Consider the following 21,892-nt stretch of genomic DNA (forward strand, 5'->3'; position numbering starts at 1 on the left):
CATGACCGTGCCCAATCCGGCCCACATCAAGACTGCCCTGCCCGGCCCCAAGGCCACCGCGATGATCGCCCGCGATGCCGAGGTGATCTCGCCCTCGTATCCGCGCGATTACCCGTTCGCGATGTCGCACGGCCGCGGCACCGAAGTGTGGGACGTCGACGGCAACCGCTTCCTCGATTTCGCCGCAGGCATTGCGGTGTGCGCCACCGGTCACGCCCATCCGCGCGTGGTCGATGCAGTGAAGAAGGCCGCGGATCAGTTCCTGCACATTTCCAGCGACTACTGGCATGCGCAGATGCTCGGCCTGGGCGAGCGCCTTGCACGCGTGGCGCCGATGCAGACACTGGCTGGCGAAGCGGCGATGAGCTTCCTCTGCCAGTCCGGTACCGAAGCGGTGGAAGGCGCGCTGAAACTGGCGCGCTACGTGACCCGCCGGCCGCGCTATATCGGGTTCCTTGGCGGTTTCCATGGCCGCACCATGGGCTCGCTCTCGTTCACCTCGAGCAAGTACACGCAGCAGCTGGGCTTTGCGCCGACGATGCCGGGCGTGACCCATGTGCCGTATCCCAATCCCTATCGCCCGCTGTTTGCCGGCGCCGATCAGGGCAAGGCTGTGCTCGACTACATCCGCATGCTGTTCGAGCGCAGCGTGCCGGCTTCCGAAGTCGCCGCGTTCCTGGTCGAGCCGATCCAGGGCGAAGGCGGCTATATCGTGCCGCCCGAGGGCTTCCTGGCCGGCCTGCGCGAGCTCTGCGACGAGCACGGCATCCTGCTGATCTTCGACGAAGTGCAATCGGGCGTGGGCCGCACAGGCAAGATGTTTGCCTGCGAGCACACCGGCGTGGTGCCGGACATCATGACGCTGGCCAAGGGCCTGGGCTCGGGCCTGCCGATCGGCGCGGTGGTCGCGAAGAAATCGCTCATGTCGCAGTGGAAGCGCGGCGCGCACGGCAACACCTATGGCGGCAATCCGCTCGCCTGCGCCGCAGCCAATGCCACGCTCGACCTGGTCTCCGAAGGCCTGGCCGACAACGCGGCGGCGACCGGCGCGCATTTCATGGCACGCCTGCATGAGCTGGCGCGCGACTATCCCTGCATCGGCGAACTGCGCGGCAAGGGCTTGATGATCGGCATGGAACTGGTGGAAGCCGATGCCGAGCGCACGCCGGCCCGCGCCTTGTGCGACGCCGTGGTCACCCGCGCTTTCCACAACGGATTGCTGCTGCTCTCCTGCGGCACCAGCACGGTGCGTTTCATGCCGCCGCTGAGCGTGAGCACCAGCGAGATCGATGAGGCCATGGTCTTGCTGCGCGCCAGTCTCGATCAGGCACTGGCGGGACACTGACCGGATGCGTCGCCCGGCCATCGCGTTCGCCCTGTTCGCCTGCGCTGGTTCGGCGCAGGCGGCGCGCGAGAGCGTGCTCAAGCAGGTCGACCTGCCGCACAACTACTACTGGCGCGAGCTGTACCTGCCGCAGCTCACCACGGGGCCGGACTTCGCCAGCTTCATGCCTGACGGAGACGCGCTGATCTACAGCATGGGCGGCTCGCTTTGGCGGCAGCGCATCGACGGCGATGCGGCGACCGAGCTGACCCACGCCCCGCGCGCCTACGACAATCAACCGGACGTCGCTCGCGATGGCCGCAGCGTGGTGTTCGCCCGCTACGACGGCAACGCCATCGAACTGTGGCGGCTCGACCTGACGACGGGACGCGAGCAGGCGTTGACCTCAGGCGGCGCGGTGAATGTCGAGCCGCGCCTGTCGCCGGACGGCCGCCAAATCGCCTGGGTGTCGACGCAGGGAACCGGGCATTTCAACCTGTTCATGGCCGACATCGATGCGAACGGCCTGCACCATGCGCGCGCCCTGCCGGGTGAGCGCAAGACGGCGCTGGACCGTTACTACTACTCGGCCTTCGACCACGCCATCAATCCCTCCTGGTCGCCGGACGGCAAGACGATTTACTACGTCAGCAATCCGGAGATCGCCTGGGGCACGGGCGATGTGTGGTCGGTGCCGGTGGCCGATCCAGGCAAACGCAGCAAGCTGCTCAGCGAAGAGACCAGCTGGAACGCGCGGCCCGAGCTCAATCCCGACGGCAAGCGCCTGCTCTACACCAGCTACCACGGTCGGCAGTGGCAGCAGCTGTGGCTGACCACAAGCACCGGCGCTGCGCCGCTCCCGCTGACCTTCGGTGATTTCGACCGCCGCAATGCGCGCTGGTCACCCGACGGCAAGCGCATCGTTTACGTTGACAACCAAACCGGCAACACCGCCCTGCGCGTCGTCACAGTACTCGGCGGCGCCACGACCACGGTGACGCCAGCCCATCGTCAATACAAGACGCCACGCATTCGCCTGGTGCTCGACATCGTCGACGAGCACGGCGAGCGCACACCCGCGCGCGTCGCCGTGCTCGGCCAGGACGGCCGGGCCTACGCACCGGACGATGCCTGGATGCATGCCGACGACGGCTTCGACCGAACCCTGCAATCGGCCGAAACCCATTACTTCCACTGCGCGCCGCCGTGTGCGCTGGACGTGCCTGTCGGCGCCGTGAAGATCTGGGTGCAGCACGGTTTTGCCTATGCGCCCTGGCGCAAGACGATAAAGGTTTCGGCAGGCCCCGATCTGTCCGTGCGCGCCACGCTCGTTCCGCAAGCGTTGCCCGCGGCGTTCGGCAACTGGATCAGCGCCGACCTGCATATCCATATGAATTACGGCGGCCACTATCGCAATACGCCAGCGAACCTTGCGCGCCAGGCGCGTGCCGAAGATCTCGATATCGCCTATGACCTGGTGGTCAACAAGGAAGAGCGCATTCCCGATATCGCCTACTTCCGCACCGATGCCGATCCGGCCAGCCTGCCGCACAGCCTGGTACTGCACGGCCAGGAATATCACACCAGCTTCTGGGGCCACCTGGGCCTGCTCAACCTCGGCGACCACTACATCACGCCGGATTTTTCCGCCTATCGGCATACGGCGATGGCAAGCCCGTATCCGCACAACGGCGTGATTGCCGACCTGGCGCATGCGCAGGGCGGCCTGGTCGGTTACGTGCATCCATTCGACACCTTGCCCGATCCAGCGCATGACGCTGTGTTGAGCAACGAACTGCCGGCAGACGTGATCAACGGCAAGGTGGATTACATGGAAGTGATCGGCTTCTCCGACCACAAGGCGACCGCCCAGGTCTGGTATCGCCTGCTCAATCTTGGCTTCCACCTGCCTACCGGCTCGGGCACCGATGCGATGGCCAACTATGCCTCGCTGCGCGGGCCGGTGGGTCTCAATCGCGTGTTTCTCAACACCGCCGGCAAACGCGATGCAGCGTCCGCCATGGCGGCCTTGAGGGCCGGTCACGGGTTCGCCAGCAATGGGCCGCTGCTCGGCCTGCTGCTGGACGACGCCAGGCCCGGTGACGCGGTTGCACCAGGCAAACATCACTATCGCGTCGCCCTGCGCTCGCCGGTGGCGGTGGAACACCTGGAGCTGGTGCATAACGGCAAAGTGGTGAAAAGCTTCGCGCTCGGCGGCGACCATCATGCGTTCGACGCAGAAGGCGAGATCGAGCTGGACGGCGGCTGGCTGCTGCTGCGCGCCTGGAACGAAGGCGGCGATCCGCAGGTGCTGGATATCTACCCCTACGCCACTACCAATCCAGTCTGGCTTGGCGATCACGTGCGTGCGCCAAGTGCACCCGGTGACGCCGCATGGTTTGCCCACTGGCTGACGCGAACCATCGAAGCGGCGTCCGCTCGCGACGACTACAACACCGCTGAAGAAAAGCGGGCAACGCTCGACTACCTCAACCAGGCACGCGAAGCGTATCGCGCCATGGCCGGCAACCCCGCGACCACCGAATCCACACGAGGCACCCGATGAAGCGAACTCTGTGCCTGCCGTTGGTCGTGTGGGCGTTGCTGTGCTGCCCCGGCGCGGCCCAAGCCGACGACACGCGATTCAACGCTGCCGACATCAATCGCATCGCCGATGTCAGTGAGCCGGCCTTGTCGCGCGACGGCGAGTCGATCGTCTACACCGTGAGCACGGCCAACTTGGAACGCGATGAACCGCAATCGGACCTGTGGCGCGTGCGCTATGACGGCACCGGTCGCGTGCAACTCACGCACACGCCGGACAGCAGCGAGAGTCGTCCGCAGTGGTCCGCCGATGGAAAGTTGATCGCCTTCCTTGCCGACCGCAAGCTCGATGGCGAAGCCAGCGACGACGACACCAAGACCCAGGTCTGGGTGATGCCGGCCGATGGTGGCGAAGCGCATCGGGTCACCAACCTGCCGAGCGGCGTCGAGGACTTCGTGCTTTCGCCCGATGGCAAACAACTCGCGGCCATCGCCTTCGATCCCGAATATCCGCCGGGCAGCAAGAAACCCAGGCACCCGCTGCCCATTGCCACCGACCGCTTCCAGTTCAAGGACGATGACACCGGCTGGCTGGGCAACCGCCACAAGCATCTCTACCTGGTGGATCTCGCCAGCGGGACCGCCACCGCGCTCACCTCCGGAAAACATGACGAACAGCTGCCCGCCTGGTCGCCCGACGGCAAACTGATCGCTTATGTCACCAGGCGCGGCGCCGATCCCGATCGCCACCTCAACTACGACATCTATGTGATCGCTCCGCGTGCCGGCGCCAAAGAAAGACAGCTCACCACGTTTTCCGGCGCCGATCTCGACCCTTACTGGGAAACGCGCCCGACGTGGAGTCCCGACAGCACGCGTATCGCCTATCTGCAAAGCGGCGAAGACAAGTGGATCTATTACGCCCCCTGGCAGTTGGCGATTATTGATGTCGCCACCGGCAAGGCCACGCTGCCGGCTCCGATCGATCGCTGCTTTACCAAGCCGCGCTGGTCGCCCGACGGACGCAGCGTCTATGTCTTGATTGAGCAGGCGCAGGTCACCCACTTGTCCCGCGTCGATCTGTCGAGTGGAAAAATCGCCGAACTGACCCACGGGGATCGTTTCGATACCGACCTGGACGTATCGGACAACGGCCGCGTAGTCGTCTTGGGCGGCGATAGCCTGCACCCCCCGCAACTGTCGGCAGTCGAGCAGGACCACTTGCGCCTGCTGGACGATCACAACGCGTGGCTGGATGGCAAACACCTGGCAACCACCGAAACGCTGCACCTGCAAAGCGCTGATGGCACTCCTCTGGATGCGCTGCTGACCAAACCCCTGGGGTATGTGCCGGGTCGACGCTATCCGACCATCGTGCGCGTCCATGGCGGCCCGGTGTACCAGTTCAGTCACGAGTTCATGCCCGACTGGCAGGTTTACGCGGCACATGGCTACGCGGTGCTCGCCGTGAATCCGCGCGGCAGCTCGGGCCGCGGCTTTGAATTCGCCAAGGCGATCTACGCCGACTGGGGCAACAAGGACACCCAGGATGTGCTGGCCGGCGTCGATCGCGCCGTAGCGCTGGGGGTTGCCGATCCCGCCCGCCTGGGTATCGGCGGCTGGAGTTACGGCGCGATTCTCACCGACGAAGTCATCACCCGCGATACGCGCTTCAAGGCCGCCATCGCCGGCGCAGGCTCGGGCAACATGTATGGCATGTATGGCGACGATGAGTACGCACGCGAGTACGAACTCGAGCTCGGCACGCCCTGGGCCAATCGCGACGCCTACGACCGTGCGAGCTACCCGTTCCTCCACGCGGACCGGATCAAGACGCCAACGATGTTCCAGTGCGGCGAGCGCGACTTCAACGTGCCCTGTATCGGCGCCGAGCAGATGTACCAGGCGCTGCGCTCGCTAGGTGTTCCCACCGAACTGGTGATGTATCCCGGCCAGCATCATGGGCTGACCGTACCAAGTTACCTGCGCGACCGCCTGGAACGCAACCTGGCCTGGTACGACCGCTTCCTCAAGTCGGCGGGCGCGAATCCGTGATCAGTACAACGTCAATGCGACGGCTCGTATCGCCCGAAGCGCTTGAGCAGCTTGATCAGCTCCGCATGCGGGATGGCCTTGGCGTAGTGCCCGCCATCACCCTGCATGTCGCGCGCGGCGATCATCGCATTGACGATGCTCTCCTCCGCCGCCTGCGCCGTGGCCTCGAACAACGGGTCCACATGGTCGTTGCCGATGAAGCTCGCCTGCTGCAGCGGTGCATCGTGCAGCGCCTGGGCATTGGCGGTGGAGAAGGCCAAGAAGATGTCGCCCGAGCCATTGCCGGCATAGCTGCCCATGCGCGCCAACCCCATGCCGGCGCGCTTGGCGATGCGTTTGAGCTGCTGGGGCAGCAGCGGTGCATCGGTGGCTACCACGATGATGATCGAGCCGGTGTCCGCGGCGGCGGTATGGGCCCCGCTGCGCACGCGGTCGTCGCGAAGATACTTGCCCACCGGCGCGCCGGCGATGCGCAAGCTGTCGCGCAGTCCGTAATTGGCCTGTACCAGCACGCCAATGGTGTAGTCGCGCTCGCCGATATGCACGCGCCGCGAGGCGGTGCCGATACCGCATTTGAATTCGTGGCAGATCATGCCGGTGCCGCCACCGACATTACCTTCGGCCACGGGCCCGCTCTTGGCGTCACGCAGAGCCTGCGCTGCGTGCTCGGGACGGACGTGAAAGCCGTTGATGTCGTTGAGGTCGCCATCCCAGGTTTCGGCCACCACCGGCAGCGACCACCAGTAGCCCGATGCATCCGCGCCACCCGCACGCACGCGCTCGGCGATCACCGCATCGCGTACCACGCCGACGCTGTGGGTATTGGTCAGCATGACGGGGCCTTCCAGCTCGCCCGACTCCTCCAGCCAGGTCGTGCCGGTCATCTCGCCATTGCCGTTGAGCGCGAACGACGCGCCGAAGGTGGGGATGTCGAAGCTGTCGTGTCCGCGGGGAAGAATCGCCGTGACGCCCGTGCGCACCTTGTGCCCGTTGGGGAGATCCTCAATCAGGGTCACCTGACCTACCGTCACACCAGTCACGTCGGTTATCGCGTTGAGCGGACCGGGCGTGCCGTCGAAGGGAATACCAAGATCCCTGGCGCGGGGCTCGGCCGCCGAGGCCACGCCGCACAGGGCCCACAGAACAAACGCAAGACGACAGCGGGGCATGGACACTCCAGAGTTCGACCGTTTGTTGGATCAGTCTATCCCGGGAAACCCACCGCGCATGAACGCTGACACGAAGATCACCGATCTCACTCTCGCCCGCGCACTCGACCCGAAGTATTACTTCGGCGAGCCCATGCTTACGATGGAACAGCGTGCGGTATTCGCACGCAGCTGGCAGCTGGTAGCCCATCAGGAACAGCTGACCGGTCCGGGCGACCATGTGGTGGAACATATCGGCGGCGTACCTGTGCTGATCGTGCGCGGCCAGGACAAGGTGTTGCGCGCCTTCCCCAATGTCTGCCGCCACCGCGCCGGCCCGCTTGCGCTGTGCAATGGCAAGGGCGCGCGTTCGCTGCACTGCAAGTACCACGGTTGGACTTACACCCTCGAAGGCCAGCTGCGCAGCGCCCCGGAAATGCAGGACGCCTGTGACTTCAAGGTGGAAGATATCCGCCTGCCACCGCTGCGCGTGCACGAGTGGCAAGGGCTGGTGTTCGTAGCGTTGGACGAACACACGCCTGCCTTCGACGAGGTCTACGGCGGCATCGCCGAACGCATCGCCCCCATCGACTTGTCCGCGATGCGCTATCTGCGCCGCGACAGCTACGACCTCGATTGCAACTGGAAGGTGTATATCGACAACTTTCTGGAGGGCTACCACCTGCCCCATGTGCATCCGGGTCTGTCCAGAGTGCTGGACTATCGCGCCTACGACACCGAGTTGTTCCCGTGGCACTCGCTGCAATCCTCGCCCTTGCGCAACAGCGCGGAGATCTACGGCGATGGCCAGGCGTTCTACTACTTCGTTTATCCCAACGTGATGTTGAACATCATGCCTGGCCGCCTGCAGACCAACCGCATCCTGCCGCTGGGGCCGGGCCGCTGCCGCGTGGAGTTCGACTATTACTACGCGCAGGACGAGGCGGCGCAGAAACGCATCGCGGCCGACCAGACGTTCAGCGATGAAGTGCAGCAGGAAGACATCGATATCTGCGAGGCCGTGCAGAAGGGCCTCGCCTCCGGTTACTACCAACCTGGCCGCCTGTGCCCCAAGCGCGAAGGCGGCGTCTGGCATTTCCACAACCTGTTGCGCACGGCCTATGCCCACGGCGCTGGAGAACCTGCATGACGATGAAGTTGTCCGGCCTGTTGTGTGCCATCGCGATGGCGTGTGCCCTGCCCGTTGCTGATGCGCAAGGCGTACAACGCACCGTCGTACACGCCGGCCATCTGCTCGACGTGGACAGCGGCAAGCTGCTCAGTGACCAGGCTGTCACCATCGTTGAAGGTCGCGTCGTGTCCGTGCAACCGTGGGCGGCCAGCAGCGGCAATGGCGCCAAGGTATTGAACTGGACGGCCTATACCGTCGTGCCCGGCCTGATGGACATGCACACTCATCTGGCCGATGAGATGGAGACAGCCGACTACGGCGCCGCGCTCAAGAGCAACCCGGCGCGCGATGCCTTCATCGGCGCCAAGAATGCGCACGACACGCTGCGCGCCGGCTTCACCACGGTGCGCGACGTGGGCGTATTCCGCGGCTTTGCCGATATCGCATTGCGCGACGCCATCAACGCCGGCTATGTGCCGGGTCCGCGCATGTTCGTTGCCGGTGCGTACATCACCATCCCCGGCGGTGGCGGCGAAATCACCGGGCTGCCGCCGGGCACGGTGGTGCCGCCGGAATTCCGGGTCGGCGTCTCCAAGGGCGTGGAAGACGTGCGCAAACATGTCGACTTCCTGCTCGACCATGGCGTCGATCACATCAAGGTGATCGCCACCGGCGCCGTGCTCGCCGACAACACCGAGCCAGGCGTATCGGAATACACCGAAGAGGAGATCCACGTCGCCGTCGTGGAGGCGGCCAAGCGTGGCAAGTTCGTCGCCGCGCACGCGCATGGCGCCGAAGGCATCAAGCGGGCGACCCGCGCCGGCGTGCGCTCCATCGAACACGGCTCGCTGATCGACGACGAAGGCATCGCCCTGATGGTGCAGCACGGCACCTGGCTGGTGGCGGACATCTACAACGGCGACTACATCGACAGCGTGGGTCGCCGCGAGGGCTGGTCCGAGCAGACTTTGCGCAAAAACATCGAAACCACCGATGCCCAGCGCGAAGGTTTCCGCAAAGCAGTAAAAGCCGGTGTGCACATCGCTTTTGGCACCGATGCCGGCGTGTATCCGCACGGTGACAACGCCCGTCAATTCGCGTACATGGTGAAGTATGGAATGACGCCTCTGCAGGCGATCCGCTCGGCCACCATCGACGCGGCACGCCTGATGGGCAAGGAGAAGGAACTCGGCTCGATTGCGCCCGGCAAGGCGGCCGACCTGGTCGCCGTGGCATGCGACCCGCTGCAGGACGTCGAATGCCTGCGCAAGGTGCAAGGGGTGATCAAGGCTGGTGAGACGGTTTCCCTCGACTAACCCAACGAGTGCAGATGACGTGAGCGAAGGCAAAAAGATCGGCTTCTGGACCTGCACCGCCCTGGTGGTCGGCAACGTGATCGGCATGGGCATCTTCATCCTGCCCTCGTCGCTGGCTCCCTACGGTTTCAATGCGTTGATCGGCTGGCTGGTGACCCTGGTCGGCTGCCTGATCCTGGCCCGGGTATTCGCGCATCTGTCCAAAGCGCTGCCGGGAGCCGACGGACCGTACGAGTACATTCGCTGCACCCTCGGTGATCTCCCTGCCTTCATGGCCTTATGGGCATACTGGGTCTCGCTGTGGCTGACCAATGCGGCGCTTGCCACCGGCGTGGTCGGCTACATCACCGTGGTGATGCCGCAACTGGCGGTGATCCAGCCGGCGCTGTTCGCGCTGGGCCTGTTGTGGCTGTTTGTGATCGTCAATCTGTTCGGCGTGCGCTCGGGAGGCGCCGTGCAGATTGTCACCTCGGCACTGAAGCTGTTGCCCATGGTCGCCATCGCGCTGCTCGGTGGATGGGTCCTGCTCACCTCCCCTGCAAGCTATGTGGCGCACCCGCCGGCCACGCCGATCACCTTCAGCGGCATCCTGGCTGCCTCGACCATCGCCCTGTACGCGATGCTTGGCATCGAGTCGGCCAGCATTCCCGCCGGGCGCGTCAACAACCCGGGGCGCACGATTCCACGCGCCACCATGGCAGGCGCCATTCTTGTCGCGATGGTCTACATCGTCGTCTCGGCCGTGCCGCTGCTGTTGATCGATCAGACGGAGCTGGCCAACGCCAATGCGCCGTTCGCCTTGCTGATGGATCGCTTCTCCGCGGCCGGCTCCGGTCGATGGCTTGCCTTGTTCGTGGTGGTAAGCGGTCTGGGCGCACTCAATGGCTGGACGCTGCTGATGGGCGAACTCACCCGCACCATGGCCAATAACGGCGTGCTGCCGGCCGTATTCGCGCGACAGAATCGCCGCGGCGCACCCGCCATCGCGCTGGTCGTCACCGGCTTGCTCGCTTCGGTGATGACCTGGATGAGCTACAGCCAGTCGCTGGTGGCGGCGTTCACCTTCCTCACCCGCGTGGTCACGGCGGCGAACCTCCCCCTGTATCTGTGCTGCTCGCTCGCGCTGGCCGTTTTGTGGCGTCGCAACGCTGCCTTTGGCATGGGCCGCAAGGTATTGCTGGTGGCGATTGGCGGTGCGATCTATGCCGTGTTCGCCTTCGTGGGCAGCGGTCACGAGCCCTTCCTGCTTGCGATGGGCCTGATCGCGGCGGGCCTGCCCCTCTACGCCATCATGCGCCTGCGTCGCAAATCGCCGCACAGCGCAACCGCACCGGCCAAGGTATGAGTTCGATGAGAGATCCGCGCTACGACATCCTGTTCACGCCGGTAAAGATCGGCCCCGTCACGGCAAAGAACCGCTTTTTCCAGGTACCGCATTGCAACGGCATGGGCCACGCGATGCCGCTGGCGCATGCCGCCATGCGCGAGATCAAGGCCGAAGGCGGCTGGGCGGTGGTGTCGACCGAGGAATGTGAGATCCACCCCAGCAGCGATCTCACGCCTTACGTCGAAGCACGCCTATGGGACGACCGCGATATTCCTGCGCTCGCGCTGATGTGCGACAGAGTGCATGCCCATGGCGCGCTCGCAGCGCTCGAGCTTTCGCACAATGGTCCGACCGCATCCAATCTTTATTCACGCGAAGTGCTGCTCGGCCCATCGCACCAGGTATCGAAGTACGGCTATCCCTCGCAAGCCCGCGCGATGACCTTGCACGACATCCGCGAGTACCGCCGCTGGCATCGCGAGGCCGCCTTGCGCGGCAAGCGCGCCGGCATGGACATCATCTATGTCTACGCCGCGCACGACTTGTCGCTGCCCATGCACTTCCTGCAGCGCCGCCGCAACCAGCGCAGCGACGAATACGGCGGCTCGCTGGAGAACCGCGTGCGCCTGCTGCGCGAAGTGCTGCAGGACACCCGCGATGCCGTCGGGGACACCTGCGCCGTCGCGCTGCGTTTTGCCACCGAGGAATTGCTGGGCCCCGGCGGCGTCGAACTGGCCGAGGCGCAGGACATCGTCGGCATGCTGGCCGAGCTGCCCGACCTGTGGGACGTCAATCTCGCCGCCTGGTACAACGATTCGGTGCCTTCGCGTTTCGCTGCCGAAGGCGCGCAGGAACCGTTCATCGATTTCGTCAAGAAGACCACCACCAAACCGGTCGTCGGCGTCGGGAGGTTCACCTCGCCCGACACCATGGTGTCGCAGATCCGGCGCGGCGTGATCGACCTGATTGGCGCGGCTCGTCCATCGATCGCCGATCCTTACCTGCCCAAGAAGATCGAAGAAGGTCGCGTCGACGATATCCGCGAGTGCATCGGCTGCAATATCTGCGTCTCAGGCGACATGACCATCTCGCCGATCCGCTGCACGCAGAACCCGAGCATGGGCGAGGAATGGCGCAAGGGCTGGCATCCCGAGCGCATCCGACCCGCGCCCCAACCCACCCGGGTATTGGTGGTCGGCGGCGGGCCGGCAGGACTGGAGGCGGCACGCGCACTCGGCCAGCGCGGCCACGACGTGAGCCTGGCCGAATCGCGCAAGGAACTGGGCGGCCGTGTCACGCGCGAAGCCCGCCTGCCCGGACTCGCCGAGTGGGCGCGCGTGCGCGACTGGCGCATGGGGCAGATCGGCAAGCTCAACAACGTGAGCGTCTATCTCGATTCGCCGCTCACCGCGCAGGACGTGATCGATTTCGGCGCCGAACACGTGGTGCTGGCCACCGGCTGTCACTGGCGACGCGATGGCTTTGGCCGCAGCAATGGACTGGGCATTCCCAGCTTGTTGGACAACGCGCGCGTGTTCACGCTCGATGACCTGATGGATGGCCGCCTGCCCGAAGGCCGCGTCGCGATCTTCGACGATGACGGCTTCTACTACGCCAGCGTAGCCGCCGAACTGCTGCGCGCTCGCGGTTGCGAGGTCGCCTACGTGACGCCGGAAGACAGCATCGCCCCATGGAGCGTCAACACGCTCGACTACCGCCATATCCGCAAGCGCATGGCCAAGCTCGGCATCGAGGCCGTGGTGTCGCACAACATCGCCGGCTTCGACGGCTCAACGCTGACGCTGGAAAACAGCTGGGACGATCAGCGCACCGAGCGCCCCTGCGATGCCGTGGTCACCATCACCTCGCGCCTGCCCGACGACGCACTCTACCAGCAGCTCTTGCAACGCCAGGGTCACTGGGGCGGCGCCGGCATCCGCTCGGTACGCTGCATCGGCGACGCCGAGGCGCCCGGCCTGATCGCCCATGCGATCTACGCCGGCCACCGCTACGCGCGTGAACTGCAGGAGCCGGTGACCGGCGAAGTGGCGTTCAGGCGCCACTTCCACACGGCCGATCCCGATGACCTGCGACGCGAAGCCCAGGCTTGAGGCTACGAACTCTGTGCGCCTGACAGGCCCAGCTCGGCGGCAATCACATCGGTGTACTTCAAACCTGCACCGGTGTTGAAGATCACCACGCGGTCGGACGCCTTCAGATCGCCCGAGGCGATCAACTGATCGTAGGCAGCGGTGGCCGCTGCGCCCTCCGGTGACAGGAAGATGCCTTCGTTGGCCGCCCAGTCGCGCAACGACGCAAAGGTGTCTTCATCGGATACCGCCACAGCCTTGCCGCCCGAAGCGCGCAAAATATCCAGGATGATGTAGTCGCCATACGCCTTGGGCACGCGCAGGCCCGAGGCTGCCGTCTTCGGATCCGCCCACATCTGGCTGACCGCAGCACCTTCGTCAAAGGCCTTCACCACCGGCGCACATCCTGACGACTGAATGGCGAACATGCGTGGCCGCTTGCCCGGCTTCACCCAACCCAGTTGCTCGAGCTCGTCGAATGCCTTCCACATGCCGATCAGGCCGACGCCGCCACCGGTGGGATAGAACACCGCATCGGGGTATTCCCAACCGAGCTGCTCGACCAGTTCGTAGCCCATGGTCTTCTTGCCTTCCACGCGGAACGGCTCCTTGAGCGTGGAAATATCGAACCAGCCCTCGCTCACCTTGCGCTCGCCGACGATGCGCGCGCAGTCGGAAATCACGCCGTCGACCAGGGTCACCTTGGCGCCATAGGCGGTCGCTTCCACCAGGTTGGCGAGCGGCACATCGCGCGGCATGAAGATATGCGCTTCGATATCCGACGCGGCGGCATAGGCAGCCAGCGCACCAGCCGCGTTGCCGGCCGATGGAATGGCCAGTTTGCGCAGACCATAGTGGCGCGCCATGGTCACAGCCAGCGACAACCCGCGCGCCTTGAATGACCCAGTTGGATTGGCGCCCTCCTCCTTGAGGAAAAGTGCATCGTGACGCTTGCTGCGCAGCATCGGCGTCCAGCCCTCACCCAAGGTCACGGGCGCCACCTCGGGCAGCACGGCGCGGTAACGCCACATGCCTCGCCATGGCGTCCTCGCATCGCCGCCGTTCACCACATCGGCTGGCGAGCTACCGAGCAGTGGCGTGAGGTCGTATCGCACGTAGAGCGCGCCCGCAGGTTGTTCGGGACATTGCGTGCACAGCGTCTGCGGCACATCGGCCGGCAGTCGCGCATGGCAGCGGGAGCATTCGAGATAGGCAATGGCAGGCATAAGACCTCGCTAGGGATGGGCGATGTTCAGAGCAACGGTGTGGAGAAGGATCTTCATGGGCGATCGCTATCGGCGGGCGCATCAAGCTGCCCTTCCCACGACGCCACCACGCTGGCCGCCACGGAGTTGCCCACGATGTTCGTCGCCGAGCGCCCCATGTCCAGCACGTGATCGACCGCCAGCACCAGCGCGACGCCGGCGTCGGGCAGGTGAAAGTAGTGCAGCGTCAGGGCAATCACCGCAATGGCGGCGCGCGGCACGCCGGCCAGTCCCTTGGTGGTGAGCATAAGCAGCCCGAACAGCGTGATCTGCTGCCCCACACTGAGTTCGACGCCATAAGCCTGTGCGATAAACAGGATGGCGAACGTGCAATACATCATCGCGCCATCGAGATTGAACGAGTATCCCAGCGGTAGCACGAAACTGGCGATGCGGCGCGGTATGCCGAACGCCACCAATTGCTCGAGCAGGCGCGGATACGCCGCTTCCGACGAGGACGTGGCAAACGCCAGCAGCACCGTCTGCCGGATGCTGGTCAGCAGACGCAGGCTGCGCGATCCGATGATCAGGCTTAACGCGGCCAGCAGCAGTACCCACAGAATAAGCAGCGACAGGTAGAAGCCCGCCACGAAGCGCGCATACGTGCCCATGATGGCGATGCCGTGCAGGCAGATCGAACTGGCCAGCGCCGCGAAGATCGCCAGTGGCGCGACCTTCATCACATAGTCCGTGATCTTGAACATCACGGCGGCCAAAGAATCGACCAGCTCGACAAAGCCCTGCGCCTTGTCCTTCAGCGATGCCGCCGCCAGGCCGATCAGGAGCGAGAACACCACGATCTGCAGGATCTCGTTGTCCGCCATGGCTTCGACGAAGGAGCGAGGGATCAGGTGATTGATGAAGTCCCCTAGCGAAAAACTCGTGGCCACGCCGGCACTGCCGCTTGCCGCCGGCCATTGCGCAAAAGCGGGCATGGCATGCAACGCGGCACCCGGCTGCAGCCAGTGCGCCATCAGAAGGCCCACGGTGAGCGACACACAGGAGGCCGCGACGAACCAGGCCAGTGTCTTGATGCCGATACGCCCGATCTCCGCCGCACCACCCATGCGCGCGACGGCGGATACCAGCGAGGCAAACACCAGAGGTGCGACGATCATCTTGATCAGCCGCAGAAAGATATCCGTGATGACAGAAAGGTCAGCAGCGATGGCGGTCGCCCGATCCGTCGTCAACGTGCGATTGCAAAGCCAGCCCACAAGCACGCCGAGCAGCGTGGCCACCACGAGGGACAGCGTGAATCCGTGCCGTCCTCGCGCCCGGGAGCTGCTTTGCTTATCGCCGGTCAATGCTGCCCATCCTCACGTCGCGCGACATCCGCTCAGGATGCACGGCGGGCTTCACGCGGCGCTGCCAACGCAAGCAGCAGCAACACGATGGCGAGCACCACATAGGCGCCCGTGAACTGCCAGACCAGCTGGCGTGACGCCTCATCGAGTGTCCAGGGCACATAGATCCCGCCAGTCAGCTCCACCGAATGAATGATGCCAAACAGGCTCAAGGCCGCGCCGGACAGCAGGATGCAGGCCGCGCGACGCGTTCGGCCATCGATCAGGGCCACCAGGAAACTCGCCCAGATCATCGAGGTGATGATGAAACCGTTGCCCAGCACGGTGATCACCGCCAGCTCGGAGATGCCGTGGCTATGCTCGGCGAACAGCGCGGCGTAGTGGTCGCTCGGCACATAGGTGGGATCACTCAGCTTGATCGTCACCATGCGCGCAATGGCCGGGAAAAAGCTGAACACGACGGCCGCGGCATAGCGAACCGGCGTTGCTTCGAAAGCCTGCACGGTGATGCCGATCGCCACGAACACCAGGATCGGCGCCAGCACCGACAACGGCAGCAGTTCGACCAGGTTGGACAGGTAACCGAACACGCCGCCGAGACCGATCACCAGGCCCGTCAGCAGCGTGTAGCCGCTGCGTGCGCCCATCGCCTTGTACGACGGCTGGCCGATATAAGGCGTGGTCTGCGCGACACCGCCGCAGAAGCCTGCCACCAGCGTTGCCAAGGCTTCCACCAGCAGAATATCGCGCGTGCGGTAATCGTCGCCGGCGACGCGCGCACTTTCCGTGACATTGATGCCGCCCACCACCATCAGCAAGCCAAACGGCAGGATCAATGGCAGATAAGGTGTGGCCGCTGCAAGGCCTTTCATCCACTCAAGGGTCGGCAGCGGCAGCGCAAAACGCCACTGCCAGGCGACCGGCGCGTGATAGCCGCTACCCAGCCAGCCCAAGGGGCCCAGGCCGTAATACAGCAGTGCGGCAATCACGAAGGCTACCAGCACACCCGGCAAGCCCAATGGCATGCGTGCACGCGCCACCAGCGCGTACAACACCACCCCCAGGCCGGCGAAGCCCACCACCGGCACCTTGAGTATCTCGACCAGCGGAAGAAAGCCCATCAGCACCAGCGCAATGCCCGCGATGGAACCAAGCAGGCCCGCGCGCGGCACATGCCGCTGCACCATCCCGCCGAAAAAGGACAGCACGAACTTCAGCACGCCCATGATTACCAGCGAGGCCATGCCCAGCTGCCAGGTGGCGATCGCCGCCGCGTGCTCATCGAGTCCACTCTGTTTGAATTGCAGGAACGCCGGACCGAGCACCAGCAAAGCCATGCCGATGCTGGTGGGCGCGTCCAGGCCCAGCGGCATGGCGGTGACGTCGTCGCGGCCCTCGCGCTTCGCCAGCCGGCGCGCCATCGCCGTATAGGCCAGGTTGCCCAGCAGCACGCCGAAGGTCGTGCCGGGGAACATGCGCAGAAACACGATATCGGCGGGGAACCCGAAGATGCCGATCAAGGCGGTGGCAAGAAAGGCCATGATCGACAGGTTGTCGACCACCAGTCCAAGAAAACCATTGATGTCGCCGGGTGACAGCCAATGTTGCGAACGCATGCTGCTCATCTCAGAACGACACCTCGGCAGGCTGCGTCACCCGCAGCACGGACTGGTCACCCGTCAGCTGCTTCCAGGCAGCGCGTATGGCCTCCACCTTAGCTCGATTCTCCGGCGTATCGGGATAGTCGATCACCAGCATCTTGGAACGCAGGCGCTCCGGTGCAGTCTGCCCCTTGCCCTGCCACTGGCCATACACGTCGACCACGCTCAAGCCATCGGGGAACCGTGGCGTGACCTGCGCGTCGAGAAATTCCCGCCAGCGCTGCTCGCTGATGCCATGGCTTTCATCGCCGACGATGCCCAGACCGAAATACAACTTCGTATCCACCCAGCCTTGCGTTTGCGCGGGATGTGCCGCGTCGCCGTGCAACGTGGCAGTCGCGGGAGCCACCGAGGCAACGCAACCAGAGAGCAATCCGGCTGCAAGCACCGCCCACGCCAAACGCAAATGAAACATGGCTATTTCCTCATACCAATTTGGACATCTATACGGATAGAGCGTCAAAGCTCGCTGGTCTTCGCGCAGTATTGACAACATGACTTGCGCAATGCAACAAATAACCACCGGCCGCCTTGCGAGGTCGAGCCCACTGCCAGCTGTACCTGGGGATCAGGTTTGTCGAACATGATCGATTACATGCTTGAGAGCCCGCACGCGCCGCATGGCCTCGCCATGCGGCGATGTTGCCTGGCGTAATCGCTCGTCCGCGCCTCCCCGGCGCCAGTACTTATCAATCCATCCTGTCCTGCGTTCGCCCTCACGGCTCACGCGACGGACGGTTGCACCCCGAAGGAATTGCCATGTCGAACCGCCACGCCGCGCTGCCGCGCGTCCGCTTGCTCACTGCACTCATCGCCGCAACGCTGGCCGCGCCTTTGGCCCAGGCACAATCACAGTCCACCGATGAGCAGCCCAAGACGCTGGGCCAGGTCGTGGTGACGGGCGTACGCGCCAGCAATCGCACGTCGCTGGATTCGCCCGTGCCGGTGGATGTATTGAGCGAGCAGGACTTGCGAAACGCCGGTGCAGTCAACGGCGAACTGGGCGCGGCGCTGGCCGTGCTGCTGCCTTCGTTCAATTTTCCGCGCCAGTCCAACTCGGGCGGATCGGACCATGTGCGTGCGGCCCAGCTGCGCGGACTATCGCCTGACGAAGTGCTCGTCCTGGTGAACGGCAAGCGCTTTCACACCTCGGCCCTGGTCAACACCGATACCAAGATCGGCAATGGCACGACGCCGGTCGACTTCAATGCCATCCCCATCAGCGCCATCAAACGTGTCGAGGTGCTGCGCGATGGCGCCGGTGCGCAATATGGCTCCGACGCGATTGCCGGCGTCATCAACATCATCCTCAAGGATGCGCCCAGCGGCGGCGAAGTCACGGCCGATTACGGCGCCTACCATACGCATTTCAGGCCCACCGATCGCGAGATCACCGATGGCCAGGGCGGCTATGCGGCCGCGGATTTCGGCACCACCCTGGCCGGCAGCGGCTATCTTCATGCGGGCGTGGAGACCAGTCACCATGCCGGCACCAATCGCGCCGGCTACGACACCGTGCCCGACTTCATTGCCGATTCCACGCCGGCCAACCTCGCCCTGCGAGGGCAGCGCAACTACGCCGCCGGCGATCCGCCCAACGAGAGTTACAACGGCTGGTTCAACGGCGAGCTGCCGCTGAACGAACACGCCAGCCTGTATGCCTTCGGTACGTATACGCAGCGCCACACCATCGGCGACAACTATTTCCGCTATCCCGACAGCGATGCAAACGTGCCTGCCATCTATCCGGATGGCTACCTGCCGCAGTCCATCGGACATAACCGCGATGCACAGACCGCCGGCGGCATACGCGGCACGCTGGGCGAATGGAATTACGACGGCAGCCTCAACTGGGGCAGGAACGCGTTCGACTACGACTTGCGCGATTCGCTCAACGCCTCGCTCGGTGCAGCGAGCCCCACTTACTTCCATATCGGCAGCTACGCGTTCAACCAGAGCACGGCCAATCTGGACGCCAACCGCCAGTACGACGTGGCTGGCAGGATTGTCACGCTCGCCGTCGGCGGCGAGTATCGCTATGAAACCTTCCGCACCGGCGCGGGAGATCCGGCGTCCTACGCCGTCGGACCGATCGACGCACCTGCCGGAGCGCAGGCTGGCGGCGGCCTGCAGCCGCAGGACGCGGCGGATCTCTCACGGCGCGTGCAGGCAGCCTATGCCGAGGTTTCCAGCGACATCACCGACACCTTCTTCGCCGACGCGGCGGGCCGCTATGAACACTACAGCGACTTCGGCGGCAACTGGAGCGGCAAGCTCAGTGCGCGTTGGGAGTTTGCACCTGGGTTTGCCTTGCGCGGCGCAGCGTCCAACAATCTGCGCGCACCATCGCTGAGCCAGATCGGCTACGAGGCCACCACGACGGGTTACGGCGCAGATGGCAAGCTGGTGACGGGGCGCATTCTGTCGGTCAACAATCCCTTGGCACGCGATCTTGGCGCGCAACCGCTGAAGCCGGAGAAATCGCGCAACTTCAGCATCGGCATCACCGGTCAACTCGGCAGCGCCTTTGACTTCTCCCTCGATGCTTATCAGATCGCCATCGACCATCGCGTCACCTTGTCCGAGACCATCGACAACGACGGGCTGGAGCAATACATCCAGCAGAATTTCGGCGTGGCCGGCGTGCAGAGCGTGCAGTTCTTCACCAATGCCGTGAATACCATCACGCGTGGCGCGGAATTGGTCGGCAACTATCGCACCGAGGTCGCCAACGGCAACCTGCTGCTCACCCTGGCCTATAGCCACAACAACACGCAGGTCCGAAGTGTCGAAGCTACCCCGCCAGCACTGATCGCGGCCGGCGCCGACAACGTGCTGTTCGGCGTGGAAGCGCGCAACACCTTGACAGATGCAGCGCCGCGCCAGCGCGGAAGCTTCACCGCCAAATGGGACAACAAACAGTGGGGCCTGCTCGGCCGCGTCACCCGTCAAGGCGCCACCACGCGCGTATTCGATTTTGGCGACGGCTATATCCCCACCCAGACCTATGCGCCCCGCTTCCAGCTGGACCTGGAAGTGGAGTACCGCGCCACCGACCACCTCAGCTTTGCGCTCGGCGGCGACAACGTCACCAACCAGTACCCCACCCGCTCCAACAGCGACATCAACTACGGCGGCAATTTCCCGTACGACGTGATCTCGCCGATCGGCAGCAATGGCGCCTACTGGTATGGGCGGGTGCGTTACACGTTCTAGCCAAGAGGCGCTCAGGCGATGCCTGCGGCATGGAGGCGGACATTTACTCGGATGATGAGGTGGCCAGATCGCCCGTCTTCATGCCTGAAAGACCTTGCCGCAGGGCTCGCACGTCTTTCGCGCCATTCATGTCGCTGAATTGCCGCTGCGCTTCGCGCCATAGCGGCGCCGCTTGTTCGAACAGATCCTTGCCATCCGGGGTGAGCTCAACGAGACGGCTGCGACCGTCCGTCGGCGACGGTCGCAGCCGGACGAAACCGTCCCGCTCCAACACGCCAACCATTTTTCCCATCGCCGTTCGCTCGGTATCGAGACGCTCGGCAAGGTCGTTGATCGAGACGCCCTGCTCCTGGTTCAGCGCTGCCAATATCAGGAACTGCGTGATACGCAGACCGGTGGGCTGCAAGTGACTGTCATACAGGCGCGAGATCTGCCGGGCAGCCTTCCTCATCGCAAAACAGTGGCACTGATCGACGCCGATGGGCGACCTGACTGGCGACATCTCGACTCTCCTCAACCCTCGTGTAACGCGGACATCAGGCAAATGCGGCGCGATGCTGTTCGATAAAGGCCGGCACCGACAGCGCGGGCGTACCCGTGACCTTCTCGACTACATCATTGGTGCCCTGGAAGATGCCTTCCCGATAATGCTGGGCCACTTCCACCAGGTGCTGGACCAGGAACGGAGGGAACTTATACACGTTTTCCATCTTGTGCCTGAATTCGTCGATCGAGGTCGGCGCATAGTCGATGCGTGCGCCGAGCACCTCGCTCATGGCCGCAGCGATCTCGCTGTGATTCATTTCGACGGGGCCGTGCAGGGTGTAGATCTTGCCCTCGTGCCCGGCGGGGTTGGCCAGGATATGCGCGATCACCCGCCCCTGATCGCCCGAGCCGATCGGCGCATGACGTCCATCCGCAAACGGAAACTCGATCTTTTTCCGGGCCCAGATCTCATGCGCAAAGTGCGGGTAGATCAGCCAGTCGGCAAAAAACGTAGGACGCAAATGCGTGGTGGGCACCCCGGACCAATCGAACACGCGCTCGGAGATCCAGTGGTCCTGGGCCGCATGGCTGGAGGACTCGCGGCGCGCGGAAATCTGCGACATATTGACGATGGCCGTGACGCCCGCCTCTTTCGCGGCCTGCGCCACATAGGCAGCGGCCTCGACGATACCCGGCGCGATCGGGTGCAGGAAATAGGCAGAGCTGACGCCTTCCATCGCCGCGCGAATCTGGTCGATATCGGTGAAATCGCCGATGGCGGTCTCCACGCCTCGAACCCTTAGCGCTGCCGCTCTCTCGTCGTCCGAGCGCACGTAGGCACGTACCCGCTGGCCCATTTTCAGCAGTTCGTCGATGGCGGCACCGCCGGTGCGGCCCGTCGCGCCACTTACAAGAATGCTTGCTTCGTTCATGACCTGGTTCTCTCGAATAATACGGGCATATGCCCTTATATCCAAAATAAGGGTATATGCTCGTAGTTGCAAGGGATCCACCAGCCTTG

15 protein-coding genes are annotated in these 21,892 nt (G+C 64.3%); 8 read left to right on the forward strand and 7 right to left on the reverse strand.

What is annotated here, in order from left to right; translation table 11 throughout:
• Window position 1 precedes the first annotated feature (1 nt).
• Genes AC1DE1_RS04730 through AC1DE1_RS04740 form a run of 3 tightly spaced genes read left to right on the forward strand, consistent with a single transcriptional unit; the run spans window position 2 to window position 5,923 of the window.
• The gene (locus AC1DE1_RS04730) at window positions 2-1,345 is read left to right on the forward strand and encodes an acetyl ornithine aminotransferase family protein (RefSeq protein ID WP_441602444.1); all 1,344 of its coding nucleotides are present in this window, start codon (window positions 2-4) and stop codon (window positions 1,343-1,345) included.
• A gap of 4 nt (window positions 1,346-1,349) precedes the next feature.
• A complete protein-coding gene (locus AC1DE1_RS04735; RefSeq protein WP_477175521.1) occupies window positions 1,350-3,890 on the forward strand; it encodes a CehA/McbA family metallohydrolase in 2,541 nt (846 codons plus the stop codon).
• Window positions 3,887-5,923, forward strand: coding sequence for an alpha/beta hydrolase family protein (locus tag AC1DE1_RS04740; protein ID WP_477175522.1), 2,037 nt, complete (start codon window positions 3,887-3,889; stop codon window positions 5,921-5,923). Before AC1DE1_RS04735 ends, AC1DE1_RS04740 begins: the two co-directional genes overlap by 4 nt.
• A gap of 11 nt (window positions 5,924-5,934) precedes the next feature.
• Here AC1DE1_RS04740 and AC1DE1_RS04745 read toward each other — a convergent pair whose 3' ends face one another.
• Window positions 5,935-7,092, reverse strand: a complete 1,158-nt coding sequence (locus AC1DE1_RS04745) for a DmpA family aminopeptidase (protein WP_477175523.1) — start codon at window positions 7,090-7,092, stop codon at window positions 5,935-5,937.
• Between the two features lie 58 nt (window positions 7,093-7,150).
• Between AC1DE1_RS04745 and AC1DE1_RS04750 the strand changes: the two genes are divergently transcribed.
• The 4 genes from AC1DE1_RS04750 to AC1DE1_RS04765 are packed head-to-tail and all read left to right on the forward strand — an operon-like array spanning window position 7,151 to window position 12,957.
• Entirely contained in the window at window positions 7,151-8,221 is a 1,071-nt protein-coding gene (locus AC1DE1_RS04750; protein ID WP_477175524.1) for an aromatic ring-hydroxylating oxygenase subunit alpha, read from the forward strand.
• The gene (locus tag AC1DE1_RS04755) at window positions 8,218-9,519 is read left to right on the forward strand and encodes a Xaa-Pro dipeptidase (protein WP_477175525.1); all 1,302 of its coding nucleotides are present in this window, start codon (window positions 8,218-8,220) and stop codon (window positions 9,517-9,519) included. Before AC1DE1_RS04750 ends, AC1DE1_RS04755 begins: the two co-directional genes overlap by 4 nt.
• Before the next feature lie 19 nt (window positions 9,520-9,538).
• Window positions 9,539-10,864, forward strand: coding sequence for an amino acid permease (locus tag AC1DE1_RS04760; RefSeq protein WP_477175526.1), 1,326 nt, complete (start codon window positions 9,539-9,541; stop codon window positions 10,862-10,864).
• Between the two features lie 5 nt (window positions 10,865-10,869).
• Complete coding sequence (locus AC1DE1_RS04765; protein WP_477175527.1) at window positions 10,870-12,957, forward strand: oxidoreductase; 2,088 nt, start codon at window positions 10,870-10,872, stop codon at window positions 12,955-12,957.
• Between the two features lie 2 nt (window positions 12,958-12,959).
• Here the strand turns inward: AC1DE1_RS04765 and AC1DE1_RS04770 are convergent, their stop codons facing one another.
• The 4 genes from AC1DE1_RS04770 to AC1DE1_RS04785 form a co-directional block, all read right to left on the reverse strand.
• Window positions 12,960-14,162 carry a threonine synthase gene (locus AC1DE1_RS04770; protein WP_477175528.1) on the reverse strand — a complete coding sequence of 401 codons (1,203 nt, stop codon included), beginning with the start codon at window positions 14,160-14,162 and terminating at the stop codon, window positions 12,960-12,962.
• Window positions 14,163-14,215: 53 nt separating this feature from the next.
• Entirely contained in the window at window positions 14,216-15,445 is a 1,230-nt protein-coding gene (locus AC1DE1_RS04775; RefSeq protein WP_477178929.1) for a dicarboxylate/amino acid:cation symporter, read from the reverse strand.
• A gap of 95 nt (window positions 15,446-15,540) precedes the next feature.
• Window positions 15,541-17,124 (reverse strand): SulP family inorganic anion transporter, encoded by a 1,584-nt coding sequence (locus AC1DE1_RS04780; protein ID WP_477175530.1) that lies wholly within the window; start codon window positions 17,122-17,124, stop codon window positions 15,541-15,543.
• 10 nt (window positions 17,125-17,134) lie between these two features.
• Window positions 17,135-17,584 (reverse strand): DUF3574 domain-containing protein, encoded by a 450-nt coding sequence (locus AC1DE1_RS04785; protein WP_477178930.1) that lies wholly within the window; start codon window positions 17,582-17,584, stop codon window positions 17,135-17,137.
• 344 nt (window positions 17,585-17,928) lie between these two features.
• On the opposite strand from AC1DE1_RS04785, the gene AC1DE1_RS04790 reads away from it, so the two are divergent.
• Entirely contained in the window at window positions 17,929-20,385 is a 2,457-nt protein-coding gene (locus AC1DE1_RS04790; protein ID WP_477178931.1) for a TonB-dependent receptor plug domain-containing protein, read from the forward strand.
• Between the two features lie 43 nt (window positions 20,386-20,428).
• Here the strand turns inward: AC1DE1_RS04790 and AC1DE1_RS04795 are convergent, their stop codons facing one another.
• On the reverse strand, window positions 20,429-20,887 hold the full coding sequence (locus tag AC1DE1_RS04795; protein WP_477175533.1) for a MarR family winged helix-turn-helix transcriptional regulator: 459 nt from the start codon (window positions 20,885-20,887) through the stop codon (window positions 20,429-20,431).
• A gap of 34 nt (window positions 20,888-20,921) precedes the next feature.
• Window positions 20,922-21,884, reverse strand: a complete 963-nt coding sequence (locus AC1DE1_RS04800; protein WP_477175534.1) for an NmrA family NAD(P)-binding protein — start codon at window positions 21,882-21,884, stop codon at window positions 20,922-20,924.
• Window positions 21,885-21,892 lie beyond the last annotated feature (8 nt).

The sequence above is a fragment of the Dyella sp. 05T440 genome (assembly GCF_056395965.1).

What these genes read in the sequence shown, in the direction of transcription:
- AC1DE1_RS04730 (WP_441602444.1), top strand. Translation starts at nt 2, where the DNA reads ATGACCGTGCCCAATCCGGCCCACATCAAGACTGCCCTGCCCGGCCCC.
- AC1DE1_RS04735 (WP_477175521.1), top strand. Translation starts at nt 1,350, where the DNA reads ATGCGTCGCCCGGCCATCGCGTTCGCCCTGTTCGCCTGCGCTGGTTCG.
- AC1DE1_RS04740 (WP_477175522.1), top strand. Translation starts at nt 3,887, where the DNA reads ATGAAGCGAACTCTGTGCCTGCCGTTGGTCGTGTGGGCGTTGCTGTGC.
- AC1DE1_RS04745 (WP_477175523.1), bottom strand. Translation starts at nt 7,092, where the DNA reads ATGCCCCGCTGTCGTCTTGCGTTTGTTCTGTGGGCCCTGTGCGGCGTG.
- AC1DE1_RS04750 (WP_477175524.1), top strand. Translation starts at nt 7,151, where the DNA reads ATGAACGCTGACACGAAGATCACCGATCTCACTCTCGCCCGCGCACTC.
- AC1DE1_RS04755 (WP_477175525.1), top strand. Translation starts at nt 8,218, where the DNA reads ATGACGATGAAGTTGTCCGGCCTGTTGTGTGCCATCGCGATGGCGTGT.
- AC1DE1_RS04765 (WP_477175527.1), top strand. Translation starts at nt 10,870, where the DNA reads ATGAGAGATCCGCGCTACGACATCCTGTTCACGCCGGTAAAGATCGGC.
- AC1DE1_RS04770 (WP_477175528.1), bottom strand. Translation starts at nt 14,162, where the DNA reads ATGCCTGCCATTGCCTATCTCGAATGCTCCCGCTGCCATGCGCGACTG.
- AC1DE1_RS04780 (WP_477175530.1), bottom strand. Translation starts at nt 17,124, where the DNA reads ATGCGTTCGCAACATTGGCTGTCACCCGGCGACATCAATGGTTTTCTT.
- AC1DE1_RS04785 (WP_477178930.1), bottom strand. Translation starts at nt 17,584, where the DNA reads ATGTTTCATTTGCGTTTGGCGTGGGCGGTGCTTGCAGCCGGATTGCTC.
- AC1DE1_RS04790 (WP_477178931.1), top strand. Translation starts at nt 17,929, where the DNA reads ATGTCGAACCGCCACGCCGCGCTGCCGCGCGTCCGCTTGCTCACTGCA.
- AC1DE1_RS04795 (WP_477175533.1), bottom strand. Translation starts at nt 20,887, where the DNA reads ATGTCGCCAGTCAGGTCGCCCATCGGCGTCGATCAGTGCCACTGTTTT.